The following is a 26,442-nucleotide window of genomic DNA, read 5'->3' on the forward strand; positions in this document are numbered from 1 at the left end:
TTGATATATTAACTTAATTTTTGTATAAACACCACTTTTAAGTAATGGCTTTCTTTAAAGGTTTCATCATACGGAAAATCTTCCGGCTGTGAGTACGTTTCTAAAATTTTATAAGTCGCCTGTTGATTATGAAACGCACGTTTAATAAATTGCTTAAATTTTTTCATATCAAATCCACTGTAATTCGTTGATGCGACAATGACGCCACCACTCTTTGTTAACTGGAGGGCTTGTTCTAGTAACGCGACATAATCTTTTTGTACACTAAAGACGCGCTTTTTCGACCGGGCAAAGCTCGGTGGGTCAAGGACAACAAGGTCATAGGTGAGGGCGTGTTTTAACGCATAATCAAAATAATTAAAGACATCCATGACCCGAATGTCCTGTGCTTCAAAGTCAATACCGTTCGCACTAAACTGCGCAATCGTCATCGGCAGGCTACGCTTAGCTAAATCAACACTCGTCGTTTTATCTGCGCCTCCTAGTGCCGCATAGACAGAGAAAGCACCCGTATAAGAGAAGGCATTTAACATCGTCTTTCCTTGACTGTACTGCTCTCTAATCCGCTCTCTTACTTCGCGTTGATCTAAAAAGATACCGGTCATTGGTCCATCATTTAAATCCACATTAAACCAAACCCCGTTCTCTTTAACCATAATCGGAAACTCCACACGTTCACCTCTTACGAAATCATCCGCCTCAATATATTTACCCCCTTCACGGAAGCGTTTCTTTTGATAAATGGCTTTGACGGGATAAGCCGCTTCTAAGGCGTCTAAAATATTGGCACGATGTTCATAAATCCCCAAGCTATACCACTGAACGAGCGCACAATCATTGTATAAATCAATGCTGATCCCCCCAAGCCCATCACCTTCTCCATTGAAGAGACGAAAAGCCGTTGTTCCTTCATCACGAAACAGTTTTTGACGTTTGCCAATCGCATCGCTAAATAACTGTCTTAACCAATCTGTCGTTAAATAGACAGAGGCGTCTCGCGTAAAGACCCAACCATAGCCTTTATTTTGATGACCGTGATACCCTCTGGCAATAAAGACACCTTCCGGTGTCATTAAATCTAAATAGACACCTTCTGTTTTAAGATCCTCTAATACTGGACTTAATGATTTCGGAATATGTTGGTACCCTTCATAATATTGTTTGACCAATCGATGATCTATCTTTATTTCTACTGTCTCTGTCATAAGTTTACCTCTTTCTTTTCATTGTTAGTATCGTCACTTCATGTTCTTTGCGCTCATTGCTCTTTACCTGACACATGTTTTTCTACAGTTGATAAGTCATTAACTTTAAAATAGATAGCCCGACAAGTAAATAATCACACTAACCGTCACTGAACTACATAACGTGGAGACAAGAACGACTTGTGAGGCATAATCTTTATATTGACTATACTCTTGTGCAATAATGGCACTGTTTACGGATGTTGGCATCGCTGAGCCAATAAACAAGGCTTGTGCCATCACACCGTCTAGACCCGTTACGAGAATAATGAGATAAGCCACCATTGGACCAATCAATAACCTTAAGAGCAAACTCATATACACATCAATCATCGCCGACTTTACATTAATGACAGCTACTTGTGCTCCTAACGTCGTTAAAGCAAAAGCGACCATCGCATTCGCAATATAATCGGTTGGGACAATAATCACATTAGGCAAGTCAATATTGAAATAATTAAACAAAATGCCAGCTAGTAGCGCGTACAAGACAGGCATACGAAAATAACCTAACAGAGCTCGCAGTTTACCCTTTTGATTTTTATTCAGCGAAAATATTCCATAGGAAAACAAAAAGATGTTTTGAAACGTCAACATCAATACTTGAATCGACATCGCAAATGGGTCACCTTGGAACACTAAATCATTCACAGGTATGCCGTAATTACCTGAATTTATAAACATCCCACTGTTTGTAAAAATCGTTTGCTTTTCTTTTGGCATATGTAATACTTTCGCCAACAGTTGACTGATGATAAACACAATAAAAGCAAAAACTATCAAAAAACCAATCACCGTGCCAAATAGCTCAAGATTTAATTCTGTATGATACAGTCGATTAAAAATAAAACCTGGGGCAAGTAAATAAATATTGAGTTTTGCTAGTGTGGATAAATCTAATTTGAATTTCAATTGGACTAAGTAGCCTAGTCCAATCAGAATAAAAATCGGTGCAATAATATCGATTAAAATCATCAATAGCGCTTCGATGATTGTCATCCCCTCTCTTGTGGCCATCATTTTTCTGTTTATATAAGATGGTTAAGTTCCGTATTTAGTTTAGTCTTATTTTAAAACACCCTGAAGATAACGTGCATAATAATCCTCTTGTTGTTTAGTCGGCTGTTGCGTGATTATTTGAGCATCCTCTTGTTGTTCTATATCAACAAGTAATCTTAACGCGCCTCTACTCGTTTGTTCTAGCGTCGTTGACTCAATCACGGAGACATTGAGTACCTGGCTTATTAGCACTTTAAATTGTGGGACTTTAAAAAATCCCCCTGATATATGTACGGTATGAATGTCTCCAGTGACGTTCTTCAACGTATCAAATACATGACGTAAATTAAACATTATTCCGTAGACGACCGCTTTCACCATGTCTGCTTTTGAGTGACTCATTTTTAAACCATTTAATTGACCGGTCCGTCCCGTATCCCAAAACGGCGCTCGTTCACCGTTAAGATGGGGAATAAAGATTAATGACGGATCAAACATCTCAAAATCGAGTGTGTCGATATAAGCATAAACGGCTGTTGTTCCATCAAACAATAAATCATCTAACCATTTTAAAACATTACCGCCATTGTTCACAGCACCACCAATAACCCAGTGCTTATCGTCAAGGTAATAGCAAAACAAACGCCCCTTCTCATCAACGTACGGCTTTGGTACAGTCATCCGGATAGCACCGCTCGTACCAATCGTGAGATGCACATCTTGTGTATTAAGTCCTTCTGAAATATTCGCTAACACACCATCACTCGATCCAATCATGACACGATGAGAAAACCCAAGCGCCGCTCGTATTTTTTCAGTCACCATTCGCGTATGAGTGACTGGGACGAGCTCAGGCAATTGATCTACTTTAAGATCAACGTAAGCTAAAATCTCATCATCATAAGTTAGCGTATCACTATTAAATAGACCTGTCGAAGAGGCTAAAGAAAAATCAAGTTCATGATAACCGGTAAGGTGATACCAAAGATATGTTTTCATATCAATCCATAAGACATTGGTCAGTGTTTGTTTTAACGCTTGACCTGCCTTAGTTTCCTTCAGCCATAGTAGCTTAGCGAATGGACTCATTGGGTGAATCGGTGTTTTAGTTTTAGAAAAAAATGTTTGTGCCTTCGGTGTCTCTTTAAAGATATCTATCACCGTACTTGCTCGTTGATCAGCCCAGATCATCAACTTAGTTTGAGGTTGAAAATCTTGGTTTACAGCCATCAAACTATGCATGGCCCCAGACAGAATAATGGTGTCACTTTTTGTTAGCTTGAGTTTTTGTAAACAACCAAAAACAGCTTCAATAATGGTGTCTGGATCTTGTTCAGCTTGACCATGATCTGTGTACATCGTTGGATAGGTTTGTGATTGTTCATCGATCACATAATGGGCGTCATTAAACTGCAGCACTTTCACGGCTGTTGTTCCTACATCAATTGTTACTGTCATTATCATCCCTCGTTTCAATGCGTTCGCTTTTATACACTCGTTTATTATATTTACCCATTCTACCTTAAACCAATAAAAAACGCACATGGTGTTATGTGCGTTAAAAACGTCCCGATTTAAAGATGGCATAGATAAGCCAAAGAAACATACCAACAGCCACAAACGACCCGATCTCAATCACAGGTAGACGCCAGAGAATCGTCGTCTCTCCTGTTAAAGCCGCTCCAACAATTAAACCGACCATAATGATACTAAAAGCCAGTAAAATAATCGCAAATGACAACTGATTGCTCACACGATCCAACTTTTTTAAGATTAAATCAATATCAGGCATCGAAATATCTAGACGAACTTTGCCTTTTTTCACAATCGACCGCAGTTGTTTTAACTGATCAGGTAAGTCGCGCCATAGGCCGTACCAATCAAGCCACTGATTGACTATCCCGTCTTTCATACGTTCCGGTCGGAATCGGTCCCGTAATAGCTTTTCTCCGAACGGTTTAGCCATTTCAACTAAACTAAGCGTAGGATCGAGTTGCTCGATCGTTCCTTCAAGGGTTAATAATGTTTTACCGAGTAAGGTAAAGTCACTTGATAATTCAATACGATGTTTATAGGCAATCTGAAATAATTCACGAATCGCATCAGCCAGACGAATCTCTTTAAGTGATTGACGATAATATTTCATCATTAATCGGTCGACATCATTCGTCAGTGCCTTTTTATTAATATCATCTGGCGCCATCCCCATATCTAGCAAGACTTCTACCATTTGATTGGTATCTTCCTTTGTCATCGCAATAACAAGTTCAGAAAAAGATTGTTTCATCTCCGGTGATAGTTGTCCGACCATACCAAAGTCCAGTAAGACTAAACGGCCGTCTTCTAGACGCATAATATTACCTGGATGTGGATCGGCATGAAAGAAGCCATCGATTAACACTTGCTTAAACGTCGCATCCACGATTTGTTCGGCTAGCCGTTTTTTGACTGCATCATTTGTATCACGAGCGATGACATCCTTTAATTTTTCACCACTGACATAGTCCATCACAAGTACACGCTTCGTCGTATAATAGTGATAAGCATCTGGAATGTAAATATCAGGGTCTCGTCTAAATTGAGCTTTAATTCGCGACATATGATGGGCTTCAATTGTATAATCAAGCTCCATCTTCAGTGTTTCTTTTAGTTCTTCCACAATCTCTTTTAATTGATAACGTTTAGCCCAATCTAAACGCATTTCAGCAAGCTGCGCCATCTCCATCAAAATGTCAAAATCAATATCGATTTTTTTTGAGATTTCTGGCCGTTGCACTTTTACTGCTACTTCTTCACCAGACTGAAGCACAGCCCGGTGTACTTGACCAATAGAGGCGGCTGCCAGCGGGACTTCTTCAAACACATCAAAGACCTGAAGAAGATCTTGGTCCAACTCTTCCTCAATAATGTCTTTGACTTGGCTATAAGGAAAATGAGGCACATGTGACTGTAGTTTCTCTAACTCTAAAATCACATCTTCCGGAAACAGATCTGGACGGGTACTCATCACTTGCCCGAGTTTAATAAACGTCGGCCCTAGTTCCTCTAGAATCCGGCGAATGCGCACGCCTAACGTTTTCCGGTCATCTTCTTTTTTCTCTTCTTTTAAAGCGGATTTTTTAGGTAAGATATGTAAGTCGTTGAGCCCGAGGTCTTTAATGACATACCCGAGCCCGTTTCGTGAAAAGGCAATGACAATATCTTTATAACGATTAAGATGTCGTATATGTTTTCCGATCATGTGTCATCACCCTTTCTCTATCCGTTATTCTTCACGACTAAAATCATTTAACCGTTGTTCTAACACGGCTAAGCGTGCTTCAATTTTCTTCACATCTTCTTTTGTGGCAATGTTTAATTTATTCAGTGTCTTGTTTTGGGTATCTTCACCTTTTTCGTAATACTTATCAAAAAATTCTTTTGCCTCTGCTTTTGTCATATCGCCTTTTTCTACGAGTTGATGAATGACCTTTTCTGCTTGTTCCACACCTGTTTGCGCTAACCCTAAACCAACGGCCAAACCTTTTTTAAATAAATCTGCCACTTCACTCACTCCTTCTTATTAGTCTAGTTCATATTTTCCCTAATCACTTGAAAGTAAACACCAATCAATAGGGGTTAAACCATTTGCTTTTAAGAACTGATTTGTTTGACTAAAAGGCTTACTACCAAAAAAACCACGGTAACTTGACAAAGGACTCGGATGAGGAGCGGTTAATATTTTATGACGGGAATCAATGCGCTTGATTTTACTTTGAGCTGGTTTCCCCCATAAGATATAAACTACCGGAGTCTCTTTCTCATTTAGAAGGTCAATCACGGTGTCGGTTACATGTTCCCAACCGATATTTTTATGACTTCCAGCTGATTTTTCTTCCACCGTTAAAACGGTATTTAATAATAGCACGCCTTGTTTGGCCCAAGCCGTTAAGTTACCTGAATCAGGTAACGGACAACCGGTATCATCGTATAACTCTTTAAAAATATTTCTTAACGACGGCGGCAGTTTAATACCATCTTGGACAGAAAAAGCAAGTCCATGTGATTGATTCGGTCCATGATAAGGGTCTTGTCCTAAAATAACCACCTTTGTTTCTTGAAAACTTGTGAAGTTAAGCGCTTGAAAAATCACCTCTTTTGGTGGATAGATGATTGTTTCTTTCGATTGATTGACTAAATAATCGTCTATCTCTGCTAATAGATTTTGATTCAGACGTGTAACCAACAAATCGCGCCAGTCAGTTGTGATTGACTCTATTAGTGACATATGCCTTTCACTTCCTTTTCATTCTTATTGATTGTTTATGACTTATTGTATCATACCGTTTTTTCCATTTATATTTCTTTTCTAAGCTTGAAGAGCTAACCATACGTTCATAAACAATTTGACACAACCCTTGTATTTCGTCTATTTTTAAAACATCATCATATCTGTTATAATAGTAAGGTTAAATATATTGAAAAAATCACACGAGAGGGGAGTGGTTAGTATATGGAACAGATAGAACAGTGGATTATGACAATTAAAGACTCACACTTGCTGATCGCTTCTTTTTTATTCATTTTTGTTCATGTCGTGCGCCCTATTTTCTTTATCCCTGTTATACTAATTTTAATGACCGGTGGTGTTATCTTCGGTTTTGTACACGGCACCATTTTATCGATTGTGGGACTGATGCTTTCGAGTATTATATTTTATTACTTAGCTCAAAAAATGCCGTGGTTTACTAGACGTTTGATTCAAATGAAACAAAAATTATTTGGTGAAGATAGACATATGACCAAGCAACAGGTTATGTTATTAAGACTTGTGCCGTTCATTCATTATCATCTTTTGAGTTTCCTGATTTACGAACAAGCAACTGATTTGCGTGATTATAATAAACTCTCACTCTATACGGCTATTCCGATGGCGTTGATTTATACGGTGATTGGCCAATCGGTGGCCCAGTTTTCTCCAAAAGTCATGACCATGTTCGTCTTATTGATCTTAACCGTCTCCTATCTTGCGAGAAAAGATACGAGACAAAAAATAAAACAGCTGTTGACATCGACGTAACAAAAAAGAAGGCCACATGTGCCTTCTTTTTTGTATTGAGTCTTTCTTATATTTCTCTTTAGTATTTACTTAATTTCCTCTAATAAACGATAGGCTTCATCTTTTGATTGTGCTTTAATGAGATTCTCTCTAAATGAATCGTCCATTAACTTGCGTGACAATAATTGCAAGATTTTTAAGTGTTGGTCACCTGCTTGAGATTTAGGTACGGCAATCATAAAGATGAGTTTTGATAATGTGCCGTCTAAACTTGACCAATCTACACCGTCTTTACTAATGTAAAAAGCAATCCGTGGTTCAGTGACCACATCTGATTTTCCGTGAGGAATCGCAACTTCCATCCCAATCCCTGTTGTGGATTCACTTTCACGAGCCATAATGGCCTCTTTAAATGCATCATGATCCGTTACTGCGCCATCTTTTACTAAGTCTTTAATCATCGCATCAATCACATCATCACGTGTTGATTGTTTACTATCTACATTGACTAATTGTTTCGTCGTAAGATTTGTTAGATTTGTAATGTCTGTTGTCTTTGCTGATTCTTTTACTGGTGTATCTTCCACCGCTGTCTCTGGTACCGGTGGAACCGTTGCGAGCTCAACATCTTTTTTCAGTACTTTGATCATGAGCGCGACAACAATCGCACCGACCGCAATCGCAACAAAGAACATCACAACGTTACTCACCGCTCCAAGTAAACCGACAATCGGTCCACCGTGAGCAACACGGTTACCTACGTTCGATATCATCGCAATCACTGAACCGGCCATTGACCCAATCATAATACTTGGAATGACGCGCAGCGGATCTTGTGCCGCGAAAGGAATCGCCCCTTCAGTGATACCGAAGAACCCCATCGTAATGGAGGCTTTTCCTGTTTCACGTTGTTCTGGTAAGAATTTATCTTTAAACATCAAGGTCGCAAGACCCATACCAATCGGTGGAATCGCAATCGCTGCCGCAATTGGCCCCATGATTTCATAGTTTCCTTCCACGATCATCGCTGAACCAAACATAAAGGCTACCTTATTTACCGGGCCACCCATATCAAAAGAAATCATCGCACCAAGAATAAGAGCGAGAATAATTTCACTTGATCCTTGCATACCACTGAGCCATGTTGTGAGTGACTCAAACACTTGCGCCACAGGCGCGCCAATAAGTAAGACAAAGACAAGGGCAACAATAAGTGATGCCGCCAGTGGAATAATAATAATGGGCATAATCGGTTGAACCATCTTCGGTACTTTAATTTTCTTAATCCATAAAGCAACGTAACCCGCGATAAAACCAGCAATGATCCCGCCTAAGAATCCAGCACTTGCTTCTGAATTATAGAAACTACCATTTGCGGCAATGAAACCACCAATCATACCTGGTGCTAAACCTGGCTTGTCCGCTATACTATAAGCAATATATCCGGCAAGGATTGGAACCATAAAACTAAAAGCGGCCCCACCAATGGCCTCGATTGTCTTCCAAATCGAATCTTCAGGAATTTGTAATCCTGCTTCCGTTGGTTCCCCGCCGATTGTTAACGCAAGGGCAATCAATAAACCACCAACAACGATAAACGGTACCATAAAGGAGACCCCGTTCATTAAGTGACGGTAAATCGGATTTTGTTTACTATTATTTGACGTTTGTTCTTCTTTTCCTGTTCCGCGATACGTACTCACATTATCTTTTTCAAAGCGCTCGATTAATTCTTCTGGTTTTCTAATTCCGTCTTGTACACCCGTGTTAATTAAACGCTTTCCAACAAAGCGCGCTTTATCGACTGCTTTGTCTGCGGCAATAATCACCCCGTCTGCTTCTCTAATGTCTTGTTCTGTTAGGGCGTTTTCTACCCCTACGCCTCCCTGTGTTTCAACTTTTATTTCCACACCAAGTTTTGCGGCGGCTTTTTCTAAATTTTCCGCTGCCATATACGTGTGAGCTATACCGTTTGGACATGATGTAATCGCTACCAACTTCATCATTAAAACCTCCTTATGATTTGTTCTAACTATAGTATAGCGCTGATATTTTGTCCTAAACTAAAAAATAATTGCCGGGTTTCCGGCAATTATAAATTATTTAACACGTCTTTGATTGTTTCTTGCTGCAATATAACGGTTTGTTTCGCCGGTTGTTCTGTTAAAAGACCCAGCTGTTGATAGATCGCACGGTGTTTCGCCTTATCTTCTTGCCTTAAGGCTAAAACAAACACAAGCGAGACGGATTCCCCTTCCCAGTTCATCGGTTCTTTTAAAGTCACTAGCGCAATCGTTGATTGCTTGACGAAACTCGGGTCACCGTGAGGAATACTCATACCACCACCAATAGCGGTTGACGCTTTTCTTTCACGCAACAATGCTTGATGTGGGTAGTCTTGTTCGACAACACCCGCTTGGACCATACGATTCGTCACATACTCAATGAGTTCATATGGGTGTTCAAAAGATGGATGAATAAACACAAAACCTGGATGAATATAAGTTTTTAATGAGAGATGTTTTTCCGCTTGATGTTGCTCAACTTTATCTGCCCACATTCTTAAATTGGCTTGATCATCTTCATTAAGAAGAGGCGACACAATAACACTTGGTGGTTCTTTAATTTCTAGTGGCACAGTTGACACAATTAAATCAACCGCTTCTTTTTTTATATAGGCTTTCAGTTCCCGTTGTTGGAGGGTTGCTTTAATCACTAGTGTAGGAAAGGCACGAGATAAACGCACCTTTAAAATTTCTGAGACGCCGATCCCCATGTGACAAACAATCACGACAGCGTGTTCTTTTGGATGATCTTTATCTAGTCGCTCTAACGCTGCCTGAAAATGAAGGGTTAAATAGGCAACTTCTGCTTCTGGAACGAGAATACCGAGGGTTGGTTCTAATTTTGTGACAATCTCAATCAATAAGTCAAATAAGAATGGATATAATTGCTTAATTTCTTTCGTTAAAGGATTTGTCACTGGTAAATCGTAACGTAAGCGATGAATCGTTGCATAAATATGCACTTGTAAGCCTTCTTTTAAATGCACATCATGATGAAAATCCATCATTGTCTTTTCTGATAGTTGTTCAATTAAAAGGTCCGTTAATTGTTCGGCTTGTTTTTCACCTTCTAAATGGAGAAAGTTATTTAAATGCCAAGGTTGATTTTGTTTTGACCCTAAAATATGCATAGCTAAATAAACAACTTCATCATCCTTTAGTGACAAAGAGAATAAAGATTCGATCGCTTGTTTTAATTTCAGAATAATCGTATAAACCTCTCTATTTTGCATGGTGACCACATCTTCTTTAGGTAGATGGAGTGTCTGTTTAAGCTTCACTCTTTTGACCATGAGCAGAATATGTACCAGTAACCTTCTCAGACTCTCATCAGTAAAAGTAAAGGCATATTCTTCACTAAAGCTTACAAGTAAATGTTTAAGCGCATTCACTTCGTAAGGGCGCATTTCCTTTTCAATTAATCCCATCTCGCCTTCTTCATGAGAGAGTGACGCCAGTGCCCGGCGTTTATTGATCTCACTCCCCACAATAGAAATACCGACACGTGGCTTAGCTGACAACTCAATATCAAACGGATGCAACCAATCTACAAGTTCATCTAGTAGCAATCTCAACGCTGTTGTTGATAGAAAATACCGTGATCTTAATTGAGACATCGGTGTTGGTTCATGCGTCATCAATAGATCAAAACCAATCGTTGCCATTGAAATCTTATGACTATTTACTATTTCCTTATTAGCTTTTAGATAATGTGCTTTTTCCTTCTCGTCATGAACGGTGGCACTGATGCCTTTACCGGGTTCTCTTAATATAGTAAACCACTGCTCTTTTTCACTTTTCTCTTCCAATACAGTTAAATCATTTCTAATCGTTCGCTCAGAACAATGCACTTTTTCTGCCAGTGTTTTGGTGAGGAGATAGGTGTCGGGTGAAGCGAGTAATAATTCTAACAATTGTTGTTGACGTTCGTTCATTATAGCCCTCCTTTCTGCGGATCAAACATGTCTTTAATCTTAGTATCACGATTATAATGACTATATTAGCGAGTACAAGCGATTTCTCGCAAGCTTTTTCTTTAAACCACACCAAAATTGACAATCAAATCATCTTTATACACGGTTATGTTACATCCAACACCACACTCGGGGTACGCCAAATAGACGATTCTTCTAACTGGAAACTTAATTGAATGAGTAAATCTTCTCTCCCCTTTGGCGCCATAAACTGACAACCTAATGGTAACTGCTGACTACTTAAGCCAACAGGAACACTGATGGCTGGTTGGCCAGTTAAATTAGCTAATTGCGTAAAAGGGGTATAAGTTAAACTCGGTAAAAACATATCATAAATAAGTGACAGGCGCGCGTTTTTATTTAAGTGTGACACATTTTTAATTTGACTTAACATGGCGCTTGATGGAGCTAATGAGCCGATTTCTGGTGCCTGATCAGCATTTGTTGGTGTTAAATATAAATCATACGTGTGATGGAAGTGATGCATCTTTTGGCTTGCTTCATCCCAGCCATCGAGACTGATACTGTAATCGGCCGCTGTTATCAGTTTACCCGTTTCATGTAGCGCATAAGTGAACGGATCTAAATCTTCTTGTGTGATCTGTTTTTGTAAACCACGTTCTAGTTGTTGGATCACTTTATTCATTTCACCTGCATTCATCACGTAATAATGATGCATTAAATCAACCCCATTGATAGGGGGCAATGTCTCTTCGACCTCATGCCCCAAATCAGTTAGGAGGTCTACCATGGCTAAAACCGCTTCTTTTGCTTCTTTGGTGACCGGTGTGCCAACAGGTGACGTCGTTGAGTAGGCAATGGCGAGCTTATGCTTTATTGGGCGATCCTTTAAACTGAGATAATGATCGTGATAGAGTGGGACATTAAAGGCTGCTTCAGGTTGATACACTTGTAAGTGGTCCAGCATGCGCGCTGTGTCTCGCACAGTTTTACTCAACACAAAATCAATCGATGCTCCTTGCCACTGCCGGCCTGCACCAGGACCAACCGGTGTCCGCCCTCTCGTAGGTTTTAACCCGATCAGTCCCGTAAATCCGGCAGGAATACGAATTGACCCCCCGCCATCACTCGCACCGGCTAATGGTACTATTCCTGAGAGGATGGCACTGGCTGCGCCACCGCTTGAACCTCCTGGTGAATGATTGAGATTTATTGGATTTCGGGTCGGACCATAGTAATTAGGTTCGGTAATATTCTTTAAACCAAATTCCGGCGTATTTGTATGTCCAAGTAGCTGAAAACCAGCTTGTCTTATTTTTGTTATGTAATGACTATCTCGTTGTTGCCTGTTATTGTCTAACAAGCGCGAGCCTGAACTAAGCACCTCGCCTTTAATCGCTTGAGAAATATTCTTCGCTAAGAACGGCACACCGTATAACGGCGCAGATTGATCTAAGTGAGGTATTTCTTCATACGCCTTAGCTTCTCTTGTTCTTACTACCGCATTCACTAACGGATTGACGACGTTCATCCGTTCCATACTTACTTGTAGTAATTCTTGAGCAGAGACCTGTTTTTGTTTCACTAATTGAGCCAATCCTGTCGCATCATACGCTTGATAGTGTTTAAAATCCATTCATTATCTCCTCTTTTCTACTTGTGTTTATCTTAACGTTTGTTTTAAATCACCTTTACTCCTAGTATAACGAACTTTTAATAGGAACGTTAGTCATTGATTGAGTATACGACGAGGATAATAAGCCATCTCACCACTTACGTCTGTTGTCATATTCTATAGAAAAGGGGAAAGGAGGAAGATAATATGGAAAAAGACGCACAGTGTCATCGAGACACAAAATTATTGAAGACAAAACGACATTTATTAAACTCGATTGCAAAAGAAGAAAAAGCACTCGGTCGTCTATTGAACGCTCAAGCTAAGCAACTAGAACATATAAAGCCTTGTTCGAAAACGACACAACTCACAGAAACAACGACACAGCTTGTTGAAACGGTCTTAATGAAGGAATGGCTACTGCTAAGAAAGTTAGAACACGTTCTAACAATCGAATCAAAAAACAAGCAAAATGATTCACCGCCTTGCTTATTTGATGATCAATAAGTAAATAGCCGCCGCCAAATCATTATACACTCATAAACTAATCATATAGAAAGGAGGTGATATATTCGTGTCCAATCCATTACAACAAGCAGTTATTCTGCAGCTGCTTGAGTCCATTGCACAAACAGAAACCTCTCTCGCTTATTTAATTGAAACAGAGGCAGATAAATTACAAACAGCCATCACACTCGTTGAACGAGATGAAGAAAACGTCTCCATTGATCCTTTACTAGAAATGAACCAGTCCGTTAAAAAAATGCTAGAAACGATTATCAAAAAAGAAATGTTGTTGGAATTCGAGTTAGATGACTTGCTGGATCTTTTAAAACAACCGTCACCAACGACGTGTGATACAACCATCGGTATTGTTAGAAATCCAGAGGATGCTAATGAGGTCTGGTTTATCATTGAATGGCTCGGAACAACTTTAAACACGTGGGAATATCGTGTGACTAACGTAAGCGCCCCATTTGGTTTAAGTCATTTCAGTTTTTATGTCCCTTGTATCAGTGAAGAAAATACCAACGGTTTATCTGTCATTTCATCTACACCAGTTGAAACAGAAGTAAGAGAAAACGATTTTTGTCCAGACGGTAATCCACTGACATGTGGCAATCCAGAGGGTTTTAACGGTATAAAGTTTAACTATCAACTAGAACAAGGAGAATCAGAAACCTTTACCTTCACACTCAATCAATCTACTTCCCCAGTGGATATTTGTGTCCTGTTTAAATTCGGTACGTTAGCGCGTTGCACAACCATCTGTGGTCCATCTTGTTAGTGCATCTATTAGGGAGCGATTGCTCCCTTTTCTAATGTTTTTTTGATCTTATACACATTACATTGAAATATATTACATTTATATATACGTTTTTTTGTATAACTTTCGATTGGAAAAATACCCATAAAACTCCCTCAAACCTATGTCTATACACTCATCTTTACATAATATACGCTAAAAATGTTTTGAAATCAAAATATGATGGTATTAAGAGTAATGTAAACCACAATCGTTTACACCACACAACAAAAAAGGAGAGGAAAAAAATGAAGAAAACGAAAGGTTTGGTTATTTTATCACTTGTCGTCTTACTCTTGTCACTTTTACAACTCCCTGTTTTTGCGGAGGGACATCACGCGATGGTTCGTGTCCTTCACGCTTCACCAGATGCACCGGCTGTTGATGTTTTTGTTAACGGTGAGGTGGCTGTCGAAAATGCCAGCTTTAAAGATATTACCGGCTATCTTGAATTAGAAGAAGGTACGTACCAAATTGCTATTCATGCAACTGGTGCAGAAGAAGCTGTCTACGAACAAGAAGTTTCAGTAGAAGCTAATACGCGTTACACTGTCGCAGCTGTTGGTTTACTTGAAGATGGTTTCCGCTTAGAAGCGTTTGTGGATGACTTAACGGTTGATGAAGGAAAAGCCAACATTCGTGTCGGTCACCTTTCACCTGGTAGTCCAGCGGTTGATGTCGGTTTAATCGGTGGCGATGCTCTTGTTGAAGGCGCTGAGTTCTTTGCCGTTACAGATTACTTAACACTTGACCCTGGTACGTATGATTTAGAAATTCGTGCCGCAGGTACAACAGACCAGGTCCTTGACTTGTCAGGTACAACACTTGAAGCAAATAAAATTTATAACGCTTATGCTGTGGGAGCTGATCCTAGCTCACTAGATGTAGTATTAGTTGTAGATGATGCCGAAATGGCACCAGAAGCTATGCCACAAACTGGTTTTGAAACAACTGAATCAATGACATTGCCATTCCTTGTAGGTGTATTATCTCTTGGGGCATTAGGATTATTTGTGACAAAACGCCGTGCGGTTAAGCGATAAAATTATCGTAATAAGTTTAAGTGTCATCACCCTCATTAGTTTTGGTCATATTGGGGTCAATGCTTATCAATTACGGACGAATCCATTAATGAAAGTGAGTGAAGCTGTCATAGATGACAGCTTCACGCCTTATTTTAAATCTAGTCATCTTTACCGGTCTAACGGTTTTAGTGAACCGAGAAAAATCACTCTGAACCCGATTCAGTCGGGACCTATCGGCCTTACCCCGACTCAGCTGACGATTCCAAAAATCAATGTCGATGCGTCCGTTGAATTTGTTGGTGAAACAGCAAACGGTCAAATGGGGGTACCTGAAAATGTCGATAATGTTGGCTGGTATAAATATGGATCAAAACCTGGCGCTCAAGGCCAAGCTGTCATTGCTGGTCATGTCAGTGATCGTAACGGTCCAAGTGTTTTTTATGACCTCGACAAACTAGAACAAGGTGATACGGTGACCATCACGGATGATACTGGCGAAACACGTCAATTTACTGTTGTCGGTAAAAAACGTTATCCTTATGACACAACGGCACTTGATGATGTTTTTGGCCCCACCAGTAAACAACGCTTAAACTTGATTACGTGTATCGGTGAATTTGATCGAAATGTTGGAACACATAGTGAACGTCTGGTCGTTTTTACTGAACAAATGAATGAAACCGAGAGTCAGAAATAATACAACCTTTACTTTAAGCATAAAGAAAAAACGCCAGATAACAGCATTGTCACTGTTATCTGGCGTTTGTTTATACTCTTTATTACATCATTCCTGGCATGCCGCCCATACCACTCATGTCAGGTCCCGCATTATCTTCAGGAATTTCTGCGACAACGGCTTCTGTTGTTAAGAACATCGCCGCTACTGACGCTGCATTTTGTAGCGCTGAACGTGTAACCTTCGTTGGGTCTACAATACCCGCTTCAATCATGTTTACCCATTCATCGGTTGCCGCATTATAACCCATACCAACCGCTTCGCCTTTTAGACGCTCAACGATGATAGAACCTTCAAGACCTGCATTGATCGCAATTTGACGTACAGGTGCTTCAAGTGAACGAAGAACGATGCTTGCACCAGTTGCTTCATCACCGACTAAGTCAAGTGCTTTCACACTGTTGTAGACGTTCATAAGGGCTGTACCACCACCAGCGACAATACCTTCTTCTACTGCCGCACGTGTTGAGTTTAAAGCATCTTCGATGCGTAATTTACGTTCTTTAAGTTCTGTTTCTGTCGCCGCTCCAACTTTAACAACAGCAACACCGCCAGCTAATTTCGCTAAGCGTTCTTGAAGTTTTTCACGATCAAATTCAGACGTTGTTTCTTCAATTTGACCACGAATTTGTTGGACGCGTGAGCTAATCACTTCTGGATTACCTGCACCTTCAACGATGGTTGTGTTTTCTTTAGTGACAACGACTTTAGAAGCACGACCTAATTGCTCGATTGTTGCACTCTTAAGATCAAGACCTAAGTCCTCTGTAATGACTTCAGCACCAGTAAGTGTCGCAATATCTTCAAGCATGGCTTTACGACGGTCACCAAAGCCTGGAGCTTTAACGGCAACGGCGTTAAATGTACCGCGTAATTTATTGACGACTAATGTGGCAAGTGCTTCGCCTTCAACATCTTCAGAAATAAGTAAGAGTGGCTTACCTTGTTGAACGACTTGTTCTAACACTGGTAACACATCTTGAATCGTATTAATTTTTTTATCCGTCACTAAGATATATGGATCTTCTAAGACAGCTTCCATCTTATCTTGGTCTGATACCATGTAAGGTGATTGGTAACCACGATCAAATTGCATCCCTTCGACTACTTCAAGTTCCGTTGAGAAGCCTTTTGATTCTTCAATCGTAATGACACCATCGTTACCCACGCGTTCCATCGCTTCAGCGATTAACTGACCCACTTCTTCATCAGCCGCTGAAATTGATGCGACTTGGGCAATGGAATCTTTGCCTTCAATTGGCTTAGAGATTGCTTTTAATTCTTCAATCGCGACTTTCACCGCTTTTTCAATCCCGCGACGTACACCCACTGGGTTTGCACCTGAAGCAACGTTTTTAAGTCCTTCTTGAATCATTGATTGCGCAAGTACTGTAGCGGTTGTAGTACCGTCACCGGCCACATCATTTGTTTGTGAGGCCACTTCTTGCACAAGTTGAGCACCCATGTTTTCAAACTTATCTTCTAATTCAATTTCTTTTGCGATGGTCACGCCATCATTCGTAATAAGGGGCGAACCAAATTTTTTATCTAATACAACATTACGCCCTTTAGGTCCAAGTGTGACTTTCACTGCATTTGCTAATGTATCAACACCACGCATCATTGAGCGACGTGCGTCTTCACTAAATTTAATTTCTTTTGCCATCGTAAAATTCCTCCTCAAATGTTTCTTAAACTGTTTCTTATGTTCTGCTTTTCAGATTGGTTATTAGCCAATAATCGCTAAGATATCGTCTTCACGTAAAATAAGATAGTCTTTGCCTTCATGCTTTAGCTCAGTTCCTGCATACTTTTGGAAGACCACTTTATCATTTTCTTTCACATCTAATACGATCACGCTGCCATTATCTGCTACGCGACCTTTACCTACCGCCACCACACGTCCTTGTTGTGGTTTTTCTTTTGCTGACTCAGGTACAATAATACCACTCGCTGTTTTTTCTTCCTCTTCAACACGTTCGATAATGACACGATCTCCTAATGGTTTAAGCATTTAGAAATCCTCCTCCATTTATTAAAAAAGTTATTTAAGTTATTTTTAGCACTCGACGTTTTAGAGTGCTAACACAATTATTATAATAATGAACTCGCGTCTCTTTTTCAAGTATTCTGATTAATTTTTTTAAAATATTTTTTGTCTTTCGATTTAAATGACATCAGTTAAGGTTCTCACAAAAGTATGGTAGAATACGTATATTGGTCTTACGAAGGAGTGAATAGTTATGCCGAAACGTTACATTGGCATTATCGTTACGTATGTTATTGCTCAGTTTTCTGCTTTTTTTGTTTTAGCACTTGCTGAGTTACAAAATTTTAGTGATAGTTTCACCCAACAACTATTGATTTATTGGCAAGTATTTAGCTTTATTGTGGCGCTACTTGTTTCGTTATTACTACTGAAACGCGAACGTCACTTACCTCGACATCCAGAAAGAACAGATCTACCTCTAACCATCATTTGGTCAATTTCCGGTGTTTTCTTAGCCTTTTTAGGGCAAGCTTTCGCCAATATTATTCAACAGCTTGTCTTTGGTATTACGGAACAATCCCAAAATACGATAGAAATTATGGCGATTGCGTTTAATTTTCCCGTCTTTATTATTGTCGTTAGTGTGATTGGTCCGATTCTTGAAGAATTGATCTTTAGAAAGATTATTTTTGGTGAGATGAATAAACGGACGAACTTTTTAATCGCCGCTTTCGTTTCATCCTTAATTTTTGCGCTTGTTCATGCGGACTTTACACATTTGCTTGTTTATTTTATTATGGGGCTTGTGTTTAGTTTCCTATATGTCCAAACGAAACGTATTATCGTTCCGATTTTTGCTCATGTGGCTATGAATAGTATTGTCGTCCTTATACAATTTACTTACCAACCAGCAGAGCTACAAGAACTATTGGAACAACTAGAACAGCTACAGATTATTATATTTGGGGGGTAACATCATGCGTATTTCACCACTCATGCATGCTTATTTATATTTATTTATCGGTTTATTATTCATCTATTTTGCCTTTGAGGCCATTGAAGATACTGTCTTAAATCCATTAACGATTTTCTTGACCGTCCTCGCCACCTTTGATTTAGGTGCCAGTTATCGATTATTTAAGCTACACGTGAAGATCAAAAACAAGAAAAAAGATCAAAAAAAATAGACGTTTTTACGTCTGATGTTGCTTCAATATGTTTAAAAAAAGAACAGCCCTTATCGGGTTGTTCTTTTTTAATCTTCTGTTATCAAATAAAAGTATAGGCTAGGCCTATTCATTTTAATCACCTATTAAGCGTTAGGATAGTGTTTCATAAAGTATATCAATGATTGTAACTCAACCGATAAATCAATGTGGTGCACACGCACCTCATCTGGTACGGTGATACGCGCCGGTGTAAAGTTTAAAATACCCGTAATGCCAGCAGCGACCAGTCGTTCAGCAATGTTTTGTGCGACTGCACCAGGCACGGTTAAAATAGCCGCTTGCACATCTTCTAAATGGTCTTCCATATCATCGATTGAATAAATCGGTACGCCGCCTGATTCTGTGCCGATTTTATTCGGATCCAGATCAAAGGCCATTTCGATTTTCGTATTATTATTTTTAGTAAAGTTGTAATGCAGAAAAGCTGTTCCTAAATTACCTACCCCAATCAAGGCAACTTTTGTCGTCTCATCTTGATCAAGGGTTTTTCTAAAGAAGCCAAGTAAGTATTCAACATTATATCCGTAACCTTTTTTACCTAATGCGCCAAAATATGAAAAGTCACGACGAATCGTCGCTGAATCAACTTTGACTGCTTCACTTAACTCTTTAGAAGACACGCGTGATTTGCCTTGTAAATGTAAATTATTTAAAAATCGATAATACAGTGGTAACCGTTTCGCGGTTGCTTGTGGAATTTTGTTTTGTGATGCCATTGTCATTCTCCTCTTTTACTAATATCTATCCCTATTCGCTGTAAGTATATATTGATCACTCGTCGATGGTTGTTATCTTTTTTATCTTTATCTTTAGTGTACCAAAAAAAAACTATCTTGTCTGTTTTCTGAATACGACACCTAGTATATACAATTATATCACAAACCCCTAGTAATTTGCTTGCAACATCTCTGCCTGTTGCGATACACTAGCTTAGATGAGGTGAAATAAATGATATTAATGCAAATAAATCAACTAGTAAAGCGTTTTGGTGCTGATACGATTCTAGACAATATTAAACTAGAAATCCAAACGAAAGACCGGATTGCGGTTGTTGGACGTAACGGTGCAGGGAAATCAACGTTACTAAAGATCATGGCAGGTGAATTATCATACGATGAGGGTGAGATTCACCAGGCAAAAGACGTCTCGCTCGGTTATTTATCGCAACATACCGGACTTGAATCAACAGACACCATTTATAATGAAATGCTAACCGTATTTGAAGGATTAATTAATGAAGAACGCGCGTTACGACAAATGGAACAGAAAATGGGCGATCCAGCCTTTATCCAAGATCAACCAAAGTATCAACAATTACTAAATCAGTATGACCAGCGACAAATCGATTTTAAACATAACGGAGGCTACCAATACCAATCAGACATCCGCAGTGTTTTACATGGCATGAACTTTTATGAATCCGACTTTGACACGCTGATTCATACACTGAGTGGTGGTCAAAAGACACGACTGGCTCTCGCCAAATTATTACTACAAAAACCAGATATTTTAATATTAGATGAACCAACAAACCACTTGGATATTGAAACATTAACATGGCTTGAAAACTTCCTGAATAATTATGCTGGGGCGATTGTCATTGTGTCTCACGACCGTTACTTTTTAGATAAAACCGTTAACACGGTCTATGAACTGTCTCGCACACAATCAAAAAAATATCACGGGAATTATTCATACTACTTAGACCAAAAAGCACGTGACTATGAACAAGAATTAAAAATATTTGACAAACAACAAACAGAAATCAAAAAATTGGAAGACTTTGTGCAGAAGAATCTCGCTAGAGCATCAACAACAAAGCGCGCTCAAAGTAGACGTAAACAACTTGAGAAAATGGACAAAATGGATTCACCACAAGGGGATGAGAAAAGTGCGCACTTCTCATTTGACGTAAAGCGCAGAAGTGGGAATGATGTTTTAAAAGTAGACAATCTTAGTTTTTGTTATCCTGATGATCCTACCCCTATTTTTGAAGCTGTTTCATTTAATATTAATCGCGGCGACAGATTAGCACTTGTTGGTCCTAATGGGGTCGGGAAAACGACATTATTAAAAATCCTTATCGGGAAATTAAACGCTTCTAGCGGAGACATTCAGTACGGCGCAAAGCTAGACATTGGCTACTATGATCAGGAACAAACTGAACTTAGTCAACGGAAAACGGTCTTAAATGAATTATGGGATGATTACCCGATGATGAATGAAAAAGATATTCGGACCATCCTTGGTAATTTTTTATTTAGTGGTGATGACGTATTAAAACCAGTTCATGCGTTAAGTGGAGGAGAAAAAGCACGCTTATCACTGGCTAAATTAATGATGCAACAAGCGAATCTATTAATTCTTGATGAACCGACGAACCACTTAGATTTAGATAGTAAAGAGATTCTTGAAGCCGCTTTACTCGACTACCCTGGGACGATCATTTTTGTTTCACACGACCGTTATTTTATTAATGAACTAGCGACGACCGTCGTGGAACAATCAAAAAACGGGGCCACCATCTATCTAGGTGATTATGATTACTATGTTGAGAAAAAGCAAGAAATAGCCGAGATTAACGCACTTACTAATAAAGATCATACCAAAACGATTGCAAAAGAAAAAACGAGTTTTGAAGAAGAAAAACAAAAAAAGCAACAAGAGCGTAAGAAAATTCGCCGTATCGAAGAAATCGAACAGCTCATTCATGACCATGAAGCTAAAATAGAGGAAAATGAAGCATTGTTGTGTGAGCCCGAAGTCTTTCAAGACCATGAGCGTTCACTCATTTTAACAGAAGAAAACGGAACATTAAACGATACGATTGAATCGCTGATGGAAGAATGGGAAACCCTACATCAGGACGAGGAGTCATAATCGTACGCAGAAAAAAATCATTTGTCACGTGAGGCAAATGATTTTTTATCGTCTTAGAGCGAGAAGACACCTTCCTCAAACATTCGTTAGAATGTTAGGTGGGGGTAATTCAACTTGTATATAGGAATATCATCCAGATTCTTATCCACAGTTAAAAGATTGCTATAATAGTTATCAACCGACTTATGCACACTATCCACAAGATTTCATATATTTATCCACATTTTTGTGTGCGTATTCATCATTGATCTACCGCCTATTGAAAAAGTTACCCACATTCCGCTAATAACTTGTGGGTAACTTTCTTTTATCTCTTTCCGTATTGTTCTAAATCTAATCCTGGATTCGCATTTAAATCTAAACCACGAAACGCTTGTTTTTGATAATCATTGTAGGCAGCTGCCCCAATCATCGACGCATTATCGGTACATAAAGCTAGCGGGGGAATCGATAACGTCACCTCTGGGTCATTAAACCGCTCACGAAGCGCCTCTCTCAAACGACTATTGGCGGCCACACCACCCGCGACAACCACCTGTTTCACGCCATATTCAACACTGGCGCGGTACGTCTTTTCAACCAGCACTTCAACAACACTTTCTTGGAAGCTACAGGCGATATCTTCTTTCTTTAAGGCTATGCCTTTTTGTTTTGCATTATGAACTGTGTTAATAACCGCAGATTTCAAACCGCTAAAACTAAAATCATAACTATCTTCTTCTAAATAAATACGCGGTAGGTTTAATGTATCGTTTCCAAGTTTGGCGAGTTTATCAACATGCGGACCACCTGGATACGGAACATCGAGTACTCTGGCGACTTTATCGTATGCTTCTCCGCACGCATCATCTCTTGTTTCACCAATCACTTCAAACTTCCCGTGTTCTTTCATTAGGATAAGTTCCGTATGACCACCTGAAACAACAAGACATAGTAGCGGAAATTTAAAGGATTCAACGAGTTGATTGGCATAAATATGCCCGGCGATATGATGGACACCGATGAGCGGTAACTGGTGACTGAAAGCTAACGCTTTTGCGGTTGCCACACCGACTAAGAGCGCCCCTACTAATCCTGGACCCTCTGTTACTGCAACAGCATCAATCTCCTCCATCGTGAGTGACGCTTTTGTTAAGGTCTCTTCTAATACTTGTGTCATCTGTTCCACATGATGTCTTGAAGCAATCTCAGGAACAACACCACCGAAACGTTTATGACTGTCTATTTGTGTCGCAACAACTTCACTCAAGATTGTATGACCATTCTGAATGATTGCCGCGGCTGTCTCATCACAACTTGTTTCGATTGCTAAAATATTGATTTGATCTGTCTTTTTCATAATTCCACCCACATAACAATGGCATCCTCATTATTATCGGTATAATACCGTTTTCTAATGCCAGCTTTTTTTAGTCCAAATGATTGATATATTTTTTGTGCAGCTAGATTACTTTTACGTACTTCTAAGGACATCAATCGTCCACCTTTTAGTAAAGCTTTATTAATTAAATATTGAAAAAGCATACGGCCATAGCCTTTTTTTCTTTCACTCGGTAACACGGCGAAATTTGTCACTTGAATTTCATCAAAAATAATCCAAGCTCCGATAAAGCCGACAACACCCTGATCATTCTCAATGACATAGTAATGCGCAAAATTATTCTCTGTTAGCTCTTCTCTGTAGATATTTCGTGACCAGGGTGTCGGAAATGACGCCTTTTCTATTTCAGCTACAACATCGAGATCTTCCACCCGCATCAGTCTCATATTAACGGTCATGTTGATCTGCCTTTTGTTTTTCTAACCATTTCGCTTCTGCTTCAACCAAACGTAAATAGTTGGGCACAAGTAGATGAGGATCGGTTGGTCCGAAGTCTTTACCTACTTCAGCTAATAATCCGGCGCGCATTAAATGATGTCCATTAGGTTTGTATAGAGCCCGGTCACCTAAATGCTCCCCGATAAGTGATTGAAACTTATCTAAGTCTGGGCTAACAAAGGTCACCTGCTTGTTGAGTGCCGCTAATTTTTCAAGCCACTCGTCCATTAAGATGTTCACTTCAGGTAAGACCTCGTTGCCGGCTTTATCGTATAGTCCCGCATACACAAGACCGCGTCTCGCATCGAGGAAGCTACACACATAGTCATCTCCCGCTGCTTGTAAACTAAGGGCTCGTAAGCTTGATACACCAACGACAGGAATATTCAATGTCCAGGCCATTGTTTTAGCTGTAGATAAGGCAATCCTTACCCCGGTATATGAACCTGGACCCATCCCGACAACAATTTTCGTTAAATCTTGTGGCGTAACTTTGGCTTCTTTCATAATACGATCAATAGCTGGCATTAATCGTGTGGAATGCTTATTTTTATTTTTGGAACTGTATTCTTCAATAATCTCCTGACCGTTGTGTAAGCTCACACTCAACACATCAGTCGATGTATCCATAGCTAGAATCATATGTGAGGGATCTCCTTTATAACATAATCAAAATAGGCACTCGTCGATGTTAGCGTAATGATGCGCTCATCACTCTCATCTACTTTCTTAATAGTGATATCAAGTCGTTCATCAGGTAAAAATGAGGCAATGTACTGAGGCCATTCAACAACCGTCACACCGTCACCGTAAAAATAATCATCAAAACCAATATCTTCTTCCTCATTTTCTAAACGATAAGCATCGATATGATACAGTGGTTTTTCACCTTGATATTCTTTAACAATGGTGAAAGTTGGGCTATTAATTGTCCGTTTGACACCAAGGCCCATTCCTAAACCTTTCGTAAATGTTGTTTTACCAGCGCCTAAATCACCACTTAAAGTCAGGCAATCATTTGGTCTGAGTAGTAAAGCAATTTTTTCACCTAAGCGTTTTGTTTCTTCTGGTGTAGATACGTGATATGTTTTTTCTGTCATTTATTTCACCTAATTTTTATGGGTATAACCCGTTTTTTTTAATCGCTTCAGTGTACCTTGCTTTTTTAGATACACCTGTCCATTTGTTTGTTCACTATCTTTCACATAGCCAATTTGACGCAGCGGTAAGTGATGCCGACGTGCTGCCTCTACGACAAAAGGAAAGTCTTGTTCTGAAACAGTTCCCAATAGTTCAAAGTCTTCACCACCTGAATACTTATAATCATGAATAAGCTCATCAGGTAAACTATACATATCCTGATGTACAGGCACTTGATCATCATCAATAAAAAGCGTCATCTGTGAAGATTTGGCAATTTCATGTGCTTCACTCGCAATCCCATCACTGACATCGTTTAATGCTACGCGCCTTAGTGACTTTAGAGCTTCTGCGAAATCTACTCTAGGTGTTGGTTGTTGATGCCGGTTAATAAAATAATCACGATCAATCTTATCAAGTCGATCACGATAGGATTGATCTTTGTATTCGTCTAACAATAGGCCAAGACCGAAACGGCTATCACCTAATGTGCCTGTCACAAAGACAATATCCCCATCTCTCGCATGACTTCTTAGTCTAGCCTTATCTTTCTCTACTAACCCATGAATCGTCACTGAGACGACTAATTGATCGCCTGTGACGGTGTCTCCACCGATCAAATCCATATGATACTTGCGACTTAATTGGTCCATCCCTTGATAGATCGCTTGAAGTTCATTATCTGAATAATCTTTTGGGACAACAAGAGAGATCATATAAGACGTCGGTACGGCTCCCATGGCGGCGATATCACTGATGTTTGCGGCTAACGTACGGTATCCAATATAAAAAGCGGGGACTGTTTCTTTTGAAAAATGAATCCCATCGACCATTGTATCAACTGCCGTCACAAGATCATGGTAAGGGTGCCTGAGAACAGCTGCATCATCACCAATGCCTTTAATGACGCTACTCTGTCGATAATAACCTTGTGTAATTGAATCAATAAATTCAAATTCATTCATAGTAGACCGTCCTTCATTTACATATTTGCTACAACCATCATAGCAAATATTCCAAAAGAAATCGAAGATTTATCCTATATTCACCTTAAAAAAGGCATTAAAAAAACCATATCATTATTCATTACTGAATAAGATACAGTTACCTTTTAAAAAAATGGCGGTCCGGACGGGACTCGAACCCGCGACCTCCTGCGTGACAGGCAGGCATTCTAACCAACTGAACTACCGGACCATATTTGGTTGCGGGGATAGGATTTGAACCTATGACCTTCGGGTTATGAGCCCGACGAGCTACCAGACTGCTCCACCCCGCGACGATATGAATGTATTCATTATAAACGATAAATTGCCTTTTGGCAAGGCTTAGCGACGTCCTACTCTCGCGGGGCTTAAGCCCAACTACCATCGGCGCTGAAGAGCTTAACTACTGTGTTCGGCATGGGAACAGGTGTGACC

Annotated in this window: 25 protein-coding genes, 2 tRNA genes, 1 rRNA gene and 1 pseudogene; 8 read left to right on the forward strand and 21 right to left on the reverse strand. The window is 39.6% G+C overall.

All coding sequences use genetic code 11. From position 1 onward, the window contains the following. Positions 1-8 precede the first annotated feature (8 nt). The 6 genes from BM390_RS10900 to BM390_RS10925 all read right to left on the reverse strand — a co-directional run bounded on the left by BM390_RS10900 (position 9) and on the right by BM390_RS10925 (position 6,510). On the reverse strand, positions 9-1,205 hold the full coding sequence (locus tag BM390_RS10900) for a class I SAM-dependent rRNA methyltransferase (RefSeq protein WP_089854767.1): 1,197 nt from the start codon (positions 1,203-1,205) through the stop codon (positions 9-11). Positions 1,206-1,310: 105 nt separating this feature from the next. Then, a complete protein-coding gene (locus BM390_RS10905) occupies positions 1,311-2,261 on the reverse strand; it encodes an AEC family transporter (protein ID WP_231631496.1) in 951 nt (316 codons plus the stop codon). A gap of 48 nt (positions 2,262-2,309) precedes the next feature. After that, a complete protein-coding gene (locus tag BM390_RS10910; protein ID WP_177220713.1) occupies positions 2,310-3,701 on the reverse strand; it encodes a gluconokinase in 1,392 nt (463 codons plus the stop codon). A 100-nt stretch (positions 3,702-3,801) separates the two neighbouring features. Continuing rightward, a complete protein-coding gene (locus tag BM390_RS10915) occupies positions 3,802-5,484 on the reverse strand; it encodes an ABC1 kinase family protein (protein WP_089854774.1) in 1,683 nt (560 codons plus the stop codon). A gap of 24 nt (positions 5,485-5,508) precedes the next feature. Beyond that, positions 5,509-5,787 (reverse strand): phasin family protein, encoded by a 279-nt coding sequence (locus BM390_RS10920; RefSeq protein ID WP_089854776.1) that lies wholly within the window; start codon positions 5,785-5,787, stop codon positions 5,509-5,511. 39 nt (positions 5,788-5,826) lie between these two features. Beyond that, positions 5,827-6,510, reverse strand: a complete 684-nt coding sequence (locus tag BM390_RS10925) for a uracil-DNA glycosylase (protein WP_062322255.1) — start codon at positions 6,508-6,510, stop codon at positions 5,827-5,829. 225 nt (positions 6,511-6,735) lie between these two features. Here BM390_RS10925 and BM390_RS10930 point away from each other — a divergent pair, with 225 nt between their 5' ends. Further along, positions 6,736-7,302 (forward strand): TVP38/TMEM64 family protein, encoded by a 567-nt coding sequence (locus BM390_RS10930; RefSeq protein ID WP_062322253.1) that lies wholly within the window; start codon positions 6,736-6,738, stop codon positions 7,300-7,302. A 65-nt stretch (positions 7,303-7,367) separates the two neighbouring features. Here the strand turns inward: BM390_RS10930 and BM390_RS15885 are convergent, their stop codons facing one another. The 4 genes and pseudogenes from BM390_RS15885 to BM390_RS10945 form a co-directional block, all read right to left on the reverse strand. Further along, the gene (locus BM390_RS15885) at positions 7,368-7,931 is read right to left on the reverse strand and encodes a PTS sugar transporter subunit IIA (RefSeq protein WP_439895611.1); all 564 of its coding nucleotides are present in this window, start codon (positions 7,929-7,931) and stop codon (positions 7,368-7,370) included. Then, positions 7,905-9,284 (reverse strand): annotated as a pseudogene (locus BM390_RS10935) (PTS fructose transporter subunit IIC); the annotation flags it as partial. The gene BM390_RS15885 and the pseudogene BM390_RS10935, both read right to left, overlap by 27 nt. A gap of 89 nt (positions 9,285-9,373) precedes the next feature. Next, complete coding sequence (locus BM390_RS10940) at positions 9,374-11,281, reverse strand: BglG family transcription antiterminator (protein ID WP_089854781.1); 1,908 nt, start codon at positions 11,279-11,281, stop codon at positions 9,374-9,376. Positions 11,282-11,426: 145 nt separating this feature from the next. Continuing rightward, entirely contained in the window at positions 11,427-12,917 is a 1,491-nt protein-coding gene (locus BM390_RS10945; protein ID WP_089854785.1) for an amidase family protein, read from the reverse strand. A 186-nt stretch (positions 12,918-13,103) separates the two neighbouring features. Here BM390_RS10945 and BM390_RS10950 point away from each other — a divergent pair, with 186 nt between their 5' ends. The 4 genes from BM390_RS10950 (at position 13,104) to BM390_RS10965 (ending at position 15,924) form a co-directional block, all read left to right on the forward strand. After that, complete coding sequence (locus BM390_RS10950; RefSeq protein ID WP_062322247.1) at positions 13,104-13,403, forward strand: alpha-helical endospore appendage domain-containing protein; 300 nt, start codon at positions 13,104-13,106, stop codon at positions 13,401-13,403. Positions 13,404-13,470: 67 nt separating this feature from the next. Further along, the gene (locus BM390_RS10955) at positions 13,471-14,184 is read left to right on the forward strand and encodes an alpha-helical endospore appendage domain-containing protein (protein ID WP_062322245.1); all 714 of its coding nucleotides are present in this window, start codon (positions 13,471-13,473) and stop codon (positions 14,182-14,184) included. 266 nt (positions 14,185-14,450) lie between these two features. Further along, positions 14,451-15,245: a DUF4397 domain-containing protein gene (locus BM390_RS10960; RefSeq protein ID WP_062322243.1), complete on the forward strand. Its 795-nt coding sequence runs from the start codon at positions 14,451-14,453 to the stop codon at positions 15,243-15,245. Continuing rightward, positions 15,229-15,924, forward strand: a complete 696-nt coding sequence (locus tag BM390_RS10965) for a class F sortase (RefSeq protein WP_062322241.1) — start codon at positions 15,229-15,231, stop codon at positions 15,922-15,924. Before BM390_RS10960 ends, BM390_RS10965 begins: the two co-directional genes overlap by 17 nt. 82 nt (positions 15,925-16,006) lie before the next feature. Here the strand turns inward: BM390_RS10965 and groL are convergent, their stop codons facing one another. Both groL and groES read right to left on the reverse strand, forming a co-directional pair. Next, positions 16,007-17,629, reverse strand: a complete 1,623-nt coding sequence (gene groL / locus BM390_RS10970; RefSeq protein WP_089854788.1) for a chaperonin GroEL — start codon at positions 17,627-17,629, stop codon at positions 16,007-16,009. Positions 17,630-17,692: 63 nt separating this feature from the next. Then, on the reverse strand, positions 17,693-17,977 hold the full coding sequence (groES, locus tag BM390_RS10975; RefSeq protein ID WP_062322238.1) for a co-chaperone GroES: 285 nt from the start codon (positions 17,975-17,977) through the stop codon (positions 17,693-17,695). Between the two features lie 229 nt (positions 17,978-18,206). On the opposite strand from groES, the gene BM390_RS10980 reads away from it, so the two are divergent. Together BM390_RS10980 and BM390_RS10985 are read left to right on the forward strand one after the other, a co-directional pair. Then, positions 18,207-18,926 carry a CPBP family intramembrane glutamic endopeptidase gene (locus BM390_RS10980; RefSeq protein WP_062322237.1) on the forward strand — a complete coding sequence of 240 codons (720 nt, stop codon included), beginning with the start codon at positions 18,207-18,209 and terminating at the stop codon, positions 18,924-18,926. A 4-nt stretch (positions 18,927-18,930) separates the two neighbouring features. After that, positions 18,931-19,140: a DUF4305 domain-containing protein gene (locus BM390_RS10985; RefSeq protein WP_062322235.1), complete on the forward strand. Its 210-nt coding sequence runs from the start codon at positions 18,931-18,933 to the stop codon at positions 19,138-19,140. A gap of 125 nt (positions 19,141-19,265) precedes the next feature. Here the strand turns inward: BM390_RS10985 and BM390_RS10990 are convergent, their stop codons facing one another. Then, entirely contained in the window at positions 19,266-19,898 is a 633-nt protein-coding gene (locus BM390_RS10990) for a redox-sensing transcriptional repressor Rex (protein ID WP_062322233.1), read from the reverse strand. A 232-nt stretch (positions 19,899-20,130) separates the two neighbouring features. Here BM390_RS10990 and BM390_RS10995 point away from each other — a divergent pair, with 232 nt between their 5' ends. Then, positions 20,131-22,062 carry an ABC-F family ATP-binding cassette domain-containing protein gene (locus tag BM390_RS10995; RefSeq protein WP_062322231.1) on the forward strand — a complete coding sequence of 644 codons (1,932 nt, stop codon included), beginning with the start codon at positions 20,131-20,133 and terminating at the stop codon, positions 22,060-22,062. Between the two features lie 307 nt (positions 22,063-22,369). Here the strand turns inward: BM390_RS10995 and tsaD are convergent, their stop codons facing one another. From tsaD to rrf, 8 genes are all read right to left on the reverse strand, one after another. Continuing rightward, positions 22,370-23,401 carry a tRNA (adenosine(37)-N6)-threonylcarbamoyltransferase complex transferase subunit TsaD gene (gene tsaD, locus BM390_RS11000; protein ID WP_062322229.1) on the reverse strand — a complete coding sequence of 344 codons (1,032 nt, stop codon included), beginning with the start codon at positions 23,399-23,401 and terminating at the stop codon, positions 22,370-22,372. After that, positions 23,398-23,841 carry a ribosomal protein S18-alanine N-acetyltransferase gene (rimI, locus tag BM390_RS11005; RefSeq protein ID WP_231631493.1) on the reverse strand — a complete coding sequence of 148 codons (444 nt, stop codon included), beginning with the start codon at positions 23,839-23,841 and terminating at the stop codon, positions 23,398-23,400. Before rimI ends, tsaD begins: the two co-directional genes overlap by 4 nt. Continuing rightward, positions 23,831-24,523 carry a tRNA (adenosine(37)-N6)-threonylcarbamoyltransferase complex dimerization subunit type 1 TsaB gene (tsaB, locus tag BM390_RS11010; RefSeq protein ID WP_062322228.1) on the reverse strand — a complete coding sequence of 231 codons (693 nt, stop codon included), beginning with the start codon at positions 24,521-24,523 and terminating at the stop codon, positions 23,831-23,833. Before tsaB ends, rimI begins: the two co-directional genes overlap by 11 nt. Continuing rightward, positions 24,520-24,981: a tRNA (adenosine(37)-N6)-threonylcarbamoyltransferase complex ATPase subunit type 1 TsaE gene (gene tsaE, locus BM390_RS11015; protein WP_062322226.1), complete on the reverse strand. Its 462-nt coding sequence runs from the start codon at positions 24,979-24,981 to the stop codon at positions 24,520-24,522. Before tsaE ends, tsaB begins: the two co-directional genes overlap by 4 nt. Before the next feature lie 9 nt (positions 24,982-24,990). Then, a complete protein-coding gene (gene thiL / locus BM390_RS11020; protein WP_062322224.1) occupies positions 24,991-25,986 on the reverse strand; it encodes a thiamine-phosphate kinase in 996 nt (331 codons plus the stop codon). 155 nt (positions 25,987-26,141) lie between these two features. Next, positions 26,142-26,218, reverse strand: a tRNA-Asp gene (locus BM390_RS11025). A gap of 5 nt (positions 26,219-26,223) precedes the next feature. Beyond that, positions 26,224-26,300 (reverse strand) — tRNA-Met (locus BM390_RS11030). A gap of 47 nt (positions 26,301-26,347) precedes the next feature. Further along, positions 26,348-26,442: ribosomal RNA gene (gene rrf, locus BM390_RS11035) — 5S ribosomal RNA — on the reverse strand; the annotation flags it as partial.

The sequence above is a fragment of the Halolactibacillus miurensis genome (genome assembly GCF_900116255.1).
GTDB classification, from domain to species: Bacteria; Bacillota; Bacilli; order Bacillales; family Amphibacillaceae; genus Halolactibacillus; species Halolactibacillus miurensis.

What these genes read in the sequence shown, in the direction of transcription:
- BM390_RS10900 (WP_089854767.1), bottom strand. Translation starts at nt 1,205, where the DNA reads ATGACAGAGACAGTAGAAATAAAGATAGATCATCGATTGGTCAAACAA.
- BM390_RS10905 (WP_231631496.1), bottom strand. Translation starts at nt 2,261, where the DNA reads ATGGCCACAAGAGAGGGGATGACAATCATCGAAGCGCTATTGATGATT.
- BM390_RS10910 (WP_177220713.1), bottom strand. Translation starts at nt 3,701, where the DNA reads ATGACAGTAACAATTGATGTAGGAACAACAGCCGTGAAAGTGCTGCAG.
- BM390_RS10915 (WP_089854774.1), bottom strand. Translation starts at nt 5,484, where the DNA reads ATGATCGGAAAACATATACGACATCTTAATCGTTATAAAGATATTGTC.
- BM390_RS10925 (WP_062322255.1), bottom strand. Translation starts at nt 6,510, where the DNA reads ATGTCACTAATAGAGTCAATCACAACTGACTGGCGCGATTTGTTGGTT.
- BM390_RS10930 (WP_062322253.1), top strand. Translation starts at nt 6,736, where the DNA reads ATGGAACAGATAGAACAGTGGATTATGACAATTAAAGACTCACACTTG.
- BM390_RS15885 (WP_439895611.1), bottom strand. Translation starts at nt 7,931, where the DNA reads ATGATCAAAGTACTGAAAAAAGATGTTGAGCTCGCAACGGTTCCACCG.
- BM390_RS10940 (WP_089854781.1), bottom strand. Translation starts at nt 11,281, where the DNA reads ATGAACGAACGTCAACAACAATTGTTAGAATTATTACTCGCTTCACCC.
- BM390_RS10945 (WP_089854785.1), bottom strand. Translation starts at nt 12,917, where the DNA reads ATGGATTTTAAACACTATCAAGCGTATGATGCGACAGGATTGGCTCAA.
- BM390_RS10950 (WP_062322247.1), top strand. Translation starts at nt 13,104, where the DNA reads ATGGAAAAAGACGCACAGTGTCATCGAGACACAAAATTATTGAAGACA.
- BM390_RS10960 (WP_062322243.1), top strand. Translation starts at nt 14,451, where the DNA reads ATGAAGAAAACGAAAGGTTTGGTTATTTTATCACTTGTCGTCTTACTC.
- groL (WP_089854788.1), bottom strand. Translation starts at nt 17,629, where the DNA reads ATGGCAAAAGAAATTAAATTTAGTGAAGACGCACGTCGCTCAATGATG.
- groES (WP_062322238.1), bottom strand. Translation starts at nt 17,977, where the DNA reads ATGCTTAAACCATTAGGAGATCGTGTCATTATCGAACGTGTTGAAGAG.
- BM390_RS10980 (WP_062322237.1), top strand. Translation starts at nt 18,207, where the DNA reads ATGCCGAAACGTTACATTGGCATTATCGTTACGTATGTTATTGCTCAG.
- BM390_RS10985 (WP_062322235.1), top strand. Translation starts at nt 18,931, where the DNA reads ATGCGTATTTCACCACTCATGCATGCTTATTTATATTTATTTATCGGT.
- BM390_RS10990 (WP_062322233.1), bottom strand. Translation starts at nt 19,898, where the DNA reads ATGGCATCACAAAACAAAATTCCACAAGCAACCGCGAAACGGTTACCA.
- BM390_RS10995 (WP_062322231.1), top strand. Translation starts at nt 20,131, where the DNA reads ATGATATTAATGCAAATAAATCAACTAGTAAAGCGTTTTGGTGCTGAT.
- tsaD (WP_062322229.1), bottom strand. Translation starts at nt 23,401, where the DNA reads ATGAAAAAGACAGATCAAATCAATATTTTAGCAATCGAAACAAGTTGT.
- rimI (WP_231631493.1), bottom strand. Translation starts at nt 23,841, where the DNA reads ATGACCGTTAATATGAGACTGATGCGGGTGGAAGATCTCGATGTTGTA.
- tsaB (WP_062322228.1), bottom strand. Translation starts at nt 24,523, where the DNA reads ATGATTCTAGCTATGGATACATCGACTGATGTGTTGAGTGTGAGCTTA.
- tsaE (WP_062322226.1), bottom strand. Translation starts at nt 24,981, where the DNA reads ATGACAGAAAAAACATATCACGTATCTACACCAGAAGAAACAAAACGC.
- thiL (WP_062322224.1), bottom strand. Translation starts at nt 25,986, where the DNA reads ATGAATGAATTTGAATTTATTGATTCAATTACACAAGGTTATTATCGA.